Consider the following 7,318-nt stretch of genomic DNA (forward strand, 5'->3'; position numbering starts at 1 on the left):
CGCGCACCCCGCCGTGGGGTCGCGGCCGTCGCCGCGCTCGCCCTCGTCCTGTCCGGCTGCTCCCTTCCCGACGACGGCTCCGTCGCATCCGCCCCGGACGATGCCACTGCCACGGCCGCACCGCCCGCCGTCGGCGAGGGGAAGCGGACCGGGGAGGCCGGCGACAACGGCCAGGAGCGCTCCCCGCTGTTCGAGGCACCGGCGGAGGGCGCCACCTCCTACGAGGTCTACGGCGACTCCCTGACCGTGGCCGACTCGCAGGACTTCTCCGGCGGCCGGCTCGGCCCGCAGTCCTGGCTGTCCCACATGGACCCGGCGCGTTTCGCGGTGACCGCGGCCGGCGGCCGCTGGGGCGCCACGGTGCCGGATGTGCTCGCCGCGCATCTGGCGGACGGCCCGGTGGAAGCGGACGGGATCCTCGTCTTCCTCGGCACCAACGACCTGTTCCGTGTCGTCGGGGACCCGGCCGACGCGCATGCGGAGTTCGTCGGCGAGGTGGAGGACCTGGTGGCCCGGCGAGGCGGGGGCGAGGCGGCCGTCGTCGTGGTGGCGGTGGGGCCGTCCGGCACGGATGCGACCCGCGGCGTCCCCGGCCCCGTGCGGGACTGGAACGAGCGCACCCGTGCCGCAGCCGAGGAGCACGGCTGGACCTACGTGGACCCCTGGGGCTCGGTGCGGCATGAGGAGTCCAACACCTTCGCCGACCCGGCGGACACCACGGACGGGCTCCACCTGTCCGACTCGGGTGCCCAGAAGCTCGCCGAGGGCATGGAACGGGCGCTCGGCGAGGGGGCCGACGCGTAGTCTGGTCATCGGCATCGGATACCACCACCCACGACACAGGGCGCGCCGCGCCCGGGAGAGGCAGACCATGAGCGAGGCGACCACCACGATCCCCACCGGCACCGCGGACATCGGCGTGACCGGCCTGGCCGTCATGGGCGCCAACCTGGCCCGCAACTTCGCCCGCAACGGCTACACCGTGGCCCTGCACAACCGCTCCCGTGCCCGCACCGACGCGCTGGTGGCCGAGCACGGCCACGAGGGTGAGTTCGTGGCCACCGAGACCCTCGAGGAGCTCGTGCAGTCCCTCGCCGCCCCGCGCCGCGTGCTCATCATGGTGAAGGCCGGCAAGCCGGTGGACGACGTGATCGATCAGCTCGTGCCGCTGTTGGAGACCGGGGACATCGTGATCGACGCCGGCAACTCCCACTACGAGGACACCCGCCGCCGCGAGGCCGCGCTGGCCGCGAAGGGCCTGCACTTCGTGGGCGTCGGCGTCTCCGGCGGCGAGGAGGGCGCCCTCAACGGCCCGGCCATCATGCCCGGCGGCCCGAAGGAGTCCTACACCGCCCTGGGCCCGATGCTCGAGAAGATCGCCGCGGACTTTCAGGGAGAGCCCTGCTGCGCCTGGGTCGGCACGGACGGCGCCGGCCACTACGTGAAGATGGTGCACAACGGCATCGAGTACGCGGACATGCAGGTCATCGGCGAGGCCTACGACCTGCTCCGCCAGGTCGCCGGCATGGAGCCGGAGGAGCAGGCCCAGGTGTTCACCGCCTGGAACCAGACGGACCTGGCCTCCTACCTCATCGAGATCACCGCTGAGGTGCTCTCCCAGGTCGACGCGGAGACCGGGACCCCGCTGGTGGACGTGATCGTGGACGAGGCCGGCCAGAAGGGCACTGGCCGGTGGACCGCCATCTCCGGCCTGGACGTGGGCTCCCCGGTGGCCGCGATCGCCGAGTCCGTGTTCGCCCGCTCCCTGTCCTCCCAGCCCCAGGTCCGCGCGCAGGCCCGCGAGCTGCTCGCCGCCGGCACCGAGGCCTCCGGTGAGCCGGCCCCCTCCGACCGCGAGGCGTTCGTGGAGGACGTCCGCCAGGCGCTGTTCGCCTCCAAGCTCGTCGCCTACGCACAGGGCCTGGACATGCTCTCCGCCGCGGCCGCCGAGTACGGCTGGTCCCTGGACCTGGGCACCATCGCCTCCCTCTGGCGGGACGGCTGCATCATCCGCGCCGACCTGCTCGACGTGATCATGAAGGCCTTCGGCGGCCGGGACACGGACCGCCACCCGGAGCCGGGCACCCGTGCCGAGGGCCAGCCCGCCAACCTGCTCTTCGCCCCGGAGTTCACCCAGGCGATCGCCGAGGCCCTGCCGTCCTGGCGCCGCGTGGTGGCCACCGCCGTGGCCGCCGGCGTCCCGGTGCCGGTGTTCTCCTCCGCCCTGGCCTACTACGACGGCCTGCGTGCCGAGCGGCTGCCCGCCGCCCTCATCCAGGGCCAGCGCGACTACTTCGGCGCGCACACCTACCGCCGCACGGACCGGGACGGCGCCTTCCACACCCAGTGGTCCGGCGACCGCACCGAGGTGCAGTCCTGACCCGAAGACGCTGACCGGCGGACGCAGGGCATTGAGTGGCCGACACGGTGCCGTGACCGCATCTCGCCGCCGCGCTCGCCGTCCCCGCGCACGCGGGCACCATGCCCACGCCCGGCGACAGGACCCCCATGGGCGCCATCCGGAACCGCGCGGACATGCTCCGCGAGCTGGAGAAGCTCGTCCGCACCTCCGGCGGCCACGTGCGCCTCACCACCTTCGCCGAGGTCGGCACCGCCGAGGCCCACTCGGAGCAGGCCCGCGACCTGCATGTGGCGATCGTCGGCCACGGCCCCACCCACGTGTGGCTGCAGGGCCGCATCCACGGCGACGAGCCCTACGGGCTGGACACCCTCGTGGAGGTCGTCCGTGCCGTCGGCGCCACGAACTCGCAGGAGGCCCGCCGGGCCCGGGGGGAGTACACGCTCCACGTCATCCCGATGTACAACCCGGACGGATCGGAGATGAACACCCGCACCACCACGCTCTGGGACCGTGAGGCGGACGCCCCGCTGCGGGACGCCCGCGGCCGCGAGCGCACCGTGGACCTCAACCGGGACTGGAGCCCCACCGGCTTCGCCCCCGTGAGTCCCGTGCCTGGTACGAGTACTGGACCATGGTCAAGCCGGACTGGTGCCTGGACATCCACCACCAAGGCCTGAAGCAGGCCTACGGCACCGGCGAGGACATCACCCTCTCGCTCGGCATCTCCCTGGCACCGGGTGGCCCGACCCTGCCGGGCATCCTGGACGGCGCCTACGACGTGCTTTCCCGCCAGATGGCCTCCCACGTGTGGCTCGAGACGAAGGACTACGGCCACATCGCCGTGGACCGCTACGACGTCGGCGAGGGCTACGTGATCGACATCCACGGCGGTGTGGTCTCGGCCATGATGATGGGCTTGGACTGGAACGGACTCAACCCGTCCGGTCACCGGAATCCGGCCATCTTCTTCGAGACCTACGGCAACACCCGCGACGGCAGCATCGGCCAGAAGGCCCGCGGAAGGCTCGTTCGCCAGAACGTCGTGGGCACCATGGCACTGCTGGAGGGCATGGCCGACGGCTCCGTGCAGGCCCTGGACCCTGAGCTCTGGGAGCAGATCCCGCACGCACCCGTGGAGTACTACTACACCGACTGGGGCGGCATCATCCGCGCCTGACGTCCCGTCCGACCCTGTGGGCCTGACGGCACCGGCACGACGACGGCCGGGCACCTTCCACGGGAAGGCGCCCGGCCGGCGTCGGGTCCCGGAGGTCCTCAGATGTACATGGCCGGGTCCACGTACTCGGCGGGGTCCACGGCCGGCTCCTTCTCGGTCCGCTCGTCCCGGTGGCGGATGCCCGCCGGGATGCCGGTGGCGATCGAGTCCGGTGGGGTGTCCTTGACCAGCACGGCGTTCGCGCCCACCGCGGTGCCCGCGCCGACCTCGACGGGGCCGAGGATCTTCGCTCCGGCGCCGACCACCACGCCGTCGCCGAGGGTGGGATGGCGCTTGACCTTCTCCAGGGAGCGGCCGCCGAGCGTGACGCCGTGGTAGAGCATCACGTCGTCGCCGATCTCGGCGGTCTCGCCGATGACCACGCCCATGCCGTGGTCGATGAAGAAGCGGCGGCCGATGGTCGCACCCGGGTGGATCTCGATGCCCGTGAGGGCGCGGGAGACCTGGGACAGGACGCGCGCAGGCGTCTTGAGCCGCTCGTGCCGCCACATGCGGTGCGCCACGCGGTGTGCCCACACGGCGTGCAGACCGGAATAGACGACGGCGACCTCGAGGTCGCCCCGTGCGGCCGGGTCATGGCTGCGGACGGCCTCGATGTCCTCCTTGAGGCGGGAGAAGAGTCCCACGGCGGTCACCTTTCGCTGCGGTGCTGCGGACCACGGGGCCCGGAGCGGGGGGGGGGAGTGCACGGGGAGGGGAACCGGGGGCGGACGGCCGGCGCCCACCTGGCAGGCGGGGGGCGCCGACGTCGAGGGAGCACCAGGCTACGGCGTCAGCCGCGGATGTCCTCGAACAGGACGGTGGAGATGTAGCGCTCGCCGAAGTCGCACACGACGGCCACGATCAGCTTGCCCTCGTTCTCCGGCTTGGCGGCCTCCTTCAGGGCGGCCGAGACGATTGCGCCGGAGGAGATGCCGCCGAGGATACCCTCCTTGGTGCCCAGGTCGCGGGCGGTGGACACCGACTCCTCGAGGGTGGCGGCGTAGACCTCGTCGTAGATCTCGCGGTCCAGGATGTCCGGGACGAAGTTCGCGCCCAGGCCCTGGATCTTGTGCGGGCCCGGCTGGCCACCGGAGAGGATCGGAGAGTCGGACGGCTCCACGGCGATGAGCTTGACGTCCTTCTTCTGCTCGCGCAGGTAACGGCCGGCACCCGTGATGGTGCCGCCGGTGCCGACGCCGGAGACGAACACGTCGACCTCGCCCTCGGTGTCCTCCCAGATCTCCGGGCCGGTGGTGGTGTAGTGCGCCTGCACGTTGGCCTGGTTGGCGAACTGACGCGCCCAGATGGAGTTCTCGGTCTCGGAGACGATCTGCTGGGCGCGCTCCACGGCACCGCGCATGCCGTCCGAGCCCGGGGTGAGGACGATCTCCGCGCCGTAGGCGCGCAGCATCACGCGGCGCTCGGTGGACATGGTCTCCGGCATGGTGAGGATGACGCGGTAGCCGCGGGCGGCGCCGACCATGGCCAGCGCGATGCCGGTGTTGCCGGAGGTGCCCTCCACGATCGTGCCGCCGGGCTTCAGCTCGCCGGAGGCCTCGGCGGCGTCCACGATGGCGCGGCCGATGCGGTCCTTCACGGAGTTGGCCGGGTTGTAGAACTCCAGCTTCACGGCCACGGTGCCCGGCAGGCCCTCGGACATGCGGTTCAGGCGGACCAGCGGGGTGCGGCCGACGGCCTCGGTGATGTTGTTCAGGATGGTCACGGTGTTCCTCCCGGGGATGTGGGGTCAGGGGATGTCTGCGTCTCAGGCTAGCCAGTGCGGCGGGACGGCCTCAGCGCTCCAGCCACACGGCGTAGTGTTCGCGGGCCTTCGCGATCTTCGGGTCGATCACCACGCGGCAGTACCCGTTGAACGGCTGGGCGTCGTAGAAGCCCTGGTGGACCGTCTCCGCGTCGAACCACGGGCCGGCCGGTTCCAGCGTGGTGACGATCGGACGGTCGTAGAGGCGCTGCGCGTCGGCGATCGCAGCGGCGAACAGCTCCCGCTCGGCCTCGTCCCGGTAGAACATGGCGGAGCGGTACTGCGTGCCCACGTCATGGCCCTGGCGGTTCAGGGACGTCGGGTCGTGCACAGTGAAGAACATTTGCAGGATCACGTCTGTGGGGACCACGGCGGCGTCGTAGCGGACGCGCACGGCCTCCGCGTGGCCCGTGCTGCCGGTGCACACGGACTCGTAGTCGGGGGACGGGTCATGGCCGCCGGTGTAGCCGGAGAGCACCTCCTGCACTCCGCGCACACGGCGGTACACCGCGTCCAGGCACCAGAAGCAGCCGCCGGCGAGCGTGAGCTCGCGCGGGTCGGGCGTCGGGGTGTCGCCGCCGGTGGTCTGCGGGGTCTCGTTCTCAGTCACACCCTGCACAGCACCGCACGGCACGGATTCATTCCGCACGTGCTGTTCGGCACAATGGCATCCATGAGCGAGACCAGCCGTCCCACCGTCGCCGACGTCCTCCGCCTCATGGAGGAGCTGTGGCCCGGCGCGCTCGCCGAGTCCTGGGACGCCTGCGGCCTGGTGGTCGGTCGTCCGGACGCCACGGTCGCCCGCATCCACTGGGCGGTGGACCCGGTGTCCGCCGTGGTGGCCGAGGCCGTGGAACACGAGGCGGACATGCTCATCACGCACCACCCGCTGCTGCTGCGCGGCGTCACCTCCGTGGCCGGCACCGGCTTCAAGGGCGACGTGGTGCACACCCTCATCGAGAACGGCTGCGCGCTCGTCACCGCCCACACCAACGCGGACTCCGCAGTGGGCGGCGTCTCGGACGTCATCGCAGAGATCCTGGGGCTCACCGACCTCTGCCCCCTCGAGCCCTCGGACTCGGGCACCGAGGAGGAGGGCATCGGCCGCGTCGGCGAGCTGGAGAAGCCGATGACCCTCCAGGCCTTCGCCGAGCGTGTGCACGTGAACATGCCGTCCGTGGCCTCCGGCATCCGCGTGGCCGGGGACCCCCAGGCCCTCGTGAGGACCGTAGCCGTCTGCGGCGGCGCAGGGGACAGCCTCTTCGACGCCGTCCGGGCCGCCGACGCGGACGTCTACGTCACCGCAGACCTGCGCCACCATCCCGCCTCCGAGGCGCGGGAGGCCGCACTGCTCGGCGACGGGCGCCCCCACCTCGTGGACGTCTCCCACTTCGCCAGCGAGTGGCTGTGGCTGCCCGCCGGCGCCCAGGCGCTGGAGCGCCGGCTCGCCGAGGACGGCTACGAGGTCGAGATGGCCGTGTCCTCGCTGGTCACCGACCCCTGGGATTTCATCCTCGTCGGAAGGAACCCGTCATGAGCACGCTCACCGCCACCGCCGCCCAGCGGCAGGCCCTGCTGGACCTCCAGGAGCTGGACACGGAGATCGACCGTGCCAAGACCGCCCTGGACCGGCTGCGCACAGACGCCGAGTTCGCGCAGGCCAAGAAGGACGTCGCGGACCTCACCAAGCAGCTGGCCGCCGCCGAGTCGGCGCGGCGCGAGGCCGACCGGGACGCCGCCGAGGCCTCCGAGAAGGCGGCCTCCACCCGCACGCACCGGGACCGCACCCGCAACCGCCTGCACGCCGGCGGCGGCTCCCACAAGGAGCTCGAGGCGATGATGCATGAGGAGCAGACCCTCGAGGGGCTCCTCACCGAGCACGACCAGGCCGCGCTCGCGGCCATGCGGGCCGCCGACGCCGCGGCGGACAGGGTCACCGCCGTGCAGGAGCGCAAGGCCGCGGTCGAGGCGTCCG

The 7,318-nt window shown here is 72.1% G+C and carries 9 protein-coding genes; 6 read left to right on the forward strand and 3 right to left on the reverse strand.

What is annotated here, in order from left to right; all coding sequences use genetic code 11:
* The 4 genes from AC2W7A_RS07310 to AC2W7A_RS07325 all read left to right on the forward strand — a co-directional run.
* Positions 1 to 804, forward strand: an 804-nt coding sequence (locus tag AC2W7A_RS07310; protein ID WP_485990771.1) for an SGNH/GDSL hydrolase family protein, incomplete at its 5' end; no start/stop codon positions are given.
* Positions 805 to 871: 67 nt separating this feature from the next.
* On the forward strand, positions 872 to 2,380 hold the full coding sequence (gene gndA, locus AC2W7A_RS07315) for an NADP-dependent phosphogluconate dehydrogenase (protein ID WP_485990772.1): 1,509 nt from the start codon (positions 872 to 874) through the stop codon (positions 2,378 to 2,380).
* Between the two features lie 128 nt (positions 2,381 to 2,508).
* Positions 2,509 to 3,039, forward strand: a complete 531-nt coding sequence (locus tag AC2W7A_RS07320; RefSeq protein WP_485990773.1) for a M14 family zinc carboxypeptidase — start codon at positions 2,509 to 2,511, stop codon at positions 3,037 to 3,039.
* A complete protein-coding gene (locus tag AC2W7A_RS07325; protein ID WP_485990774.1) occupies positions 2,994 to 3,539 on the forward strand; it encodes a hypothetical protein in 546 nt (181 codons plus the stop codon). Before AC2W7A_RS07320 ends, AC2W7A_RS07325 begins: the two co-directional genes overlap by 46 nt.
* A gap of 98 nt (positions 3,540 to 3,637) precedes the next feature.
* Here the strand turns inward: AC2W7A_RS07325 and epsC are convergent, their stop codons facing one another.
* From epsC to msrA, 3 genes are all read right to left on the reverse strand, one after another.
* Positions 3,638 to 4,225 (reverse strand): serine O-acetyltransferase EpsC, encoded by a 588-nt coding sequence (gene epsC, locus AC2W7A_RS07330; protein WP_485990775.1) that lies wholly within the window; start codon positions 4,223 to 4,225, stop codon positions 3,638 to 3,640.
* 146 nt (positions 4,226 to 4,371) lie between these two features.
* On the reverse strand, positions 4,372 to 5,304 hold the full coding sequence (gene cysK / locus AC2W7A_RS07335) for a cysteine synthase A (RefSeq protein WP_485990776.1): 933 nt from the start codon (positions 5,302 to 5,304) through the stop codon (positions 4,372 to 4,374).
* Positions 5,305 to 5,374: 70 nt separating this feature from the next.
* Positions 5,375 to 5,953 (reverse strand): peptide-methionine (S)-S-oxide reductase MsrA, encoded by a 579-nt coding sequence (gene msrA / locus AC2W7A_RS07340; RefSeq protein WP_485990777.1) that lies wholly within the window; start codon positions 5,951 to 5,953, stop codon positions 5,375 to 5,377.
* Positions 5,954 to 6,016: 63 nt separating this feature from the next.
* Between msrA and AC2W7A_RS07345 the strand changes: the two genes are divergently transcribed.
* Positions 6,017 to 6,880 (forward strand): Nif3-like dinuclear metal center hexameric protein, encoded by an 864-nt coding sequence (locus tag AC2W7A_RS07345; protein WP_485990778.1) that lies wholly within the window; start codon positions 6,017 to 6,019, stop codon positions 6,878 to 6,880.
* On the forward strand, positions 6,877 to 7,318 hold a 442-nt coding region (locus AC2W7A_RS07350), incomplete at its 3' end, for a CT398-like coiled coil hairpin domain-containing protein (protein ID WP_485990779.1). The genes AC2W7A_RS07345 and AC2W7A_RS07350, both read left to right, overlap by 4 nt.

The organism is Micrococcus sp. LASM2_SD2, from assembly GCF_057364565.1.